Source organism: Mesorhizobium sp. M5C.F.Ca.IN.020.29.1.1, assembly GCF_003997375.1.
Classification (GTDB): domain Bacteria; phylum Pseudomonadota; class Alphaproteobacteria; order Rhizobiales; family Rhizobiaceae; genus Mesorhizobium; species Mesorhizobium wenxiniae.
In genome coordinates this window covers 1-844 of sequence record NZ_RZSW01001079.1, presented here as the reverse complement: position 1 = coordinate 844, position 844 = coordinate 1, and the positions used below count along the sequence as shown (strand labels likewise).

1 pseudogene is annotated in these 844 nt (G+C 57.2%); it reads right to left on the bottom strand.

Annotated elements, in window-relative coordinates:
* A pseudogene (locus EOA85_RS36330) lies at window positions 1–398 on the bottom strand (hypothetical protein); the annotation flags it as partial.
* Window positions 399–844 lie beyond the last annotated feature (446 nt).

Here is an 844-nt window from a genome sequence, read left to right as displayed (position 1 = left end):
CGCGCCAGCTCACGTGTTGTTGTTGGTGTGCGCCACGGCAACCGCTTCATCTTGTCAACCAGCCGCTCCAGCGATCCGGCGCGTTCCAGCTCCGCAAAGAAATGGTGCGGCGTGACGCTACCGAGCCGATGCATCTCGGCTAGGTTCCACACATACGGATAGTCGACCATGAAATCGGATCGAGGCGAGGCCTTGGACGATTCAGCCTTGGTCAGGATGCCGCCGCCCACAAGCCGATCAGCCTTGTCGATGATTTGGCGCACCCTCGATTTCGACAGGCCATGTTCCTGCGCCAGGTCGGCGAAACTCTTGCCCTTCAGAAAGCCTTCGAACAGGGCGACATTCCTATGGACGGTCGGGCTAAACCCCCAACAGGCGCGCAGTTTTTCCAGTATCATTCCGTTCGTTCATCCGGTTGTTCGCCCCCCTTGCAAACCCTACCCGGCCAAATCGGCGCTTGGAAGACACGACTCACATCATGGCGTACGTTGCTGCGAAAAGCTGCCAACTGACATAAACGATCAGCGACTGACTCGCGGAATTCGCTGTACGGTCGAACAATCCCAAGCGCGGGGAGTGTGTGTGCTAACTCTCTTGTGCATTGAGGGCTGAAATGAAAGCCAATCCGGTTAAGGTGTCCGCAATAGATTGCCTCATCCTGCTAAGCACCCGCGTTGCTGGAATCGATTTTGCGGAAGTAAAAAGGCCCCGGCGCTGGGTCGGCGCGCAGGGCCTTCAGGCATGTACGAGCTACCAGCATGTCCAGTTATGATCGTGCGCTATCATAATGAACAAACGGTGAATGATCGCTATCCGAGGTGCAGGGCGGGCGAGATGGTGGGGC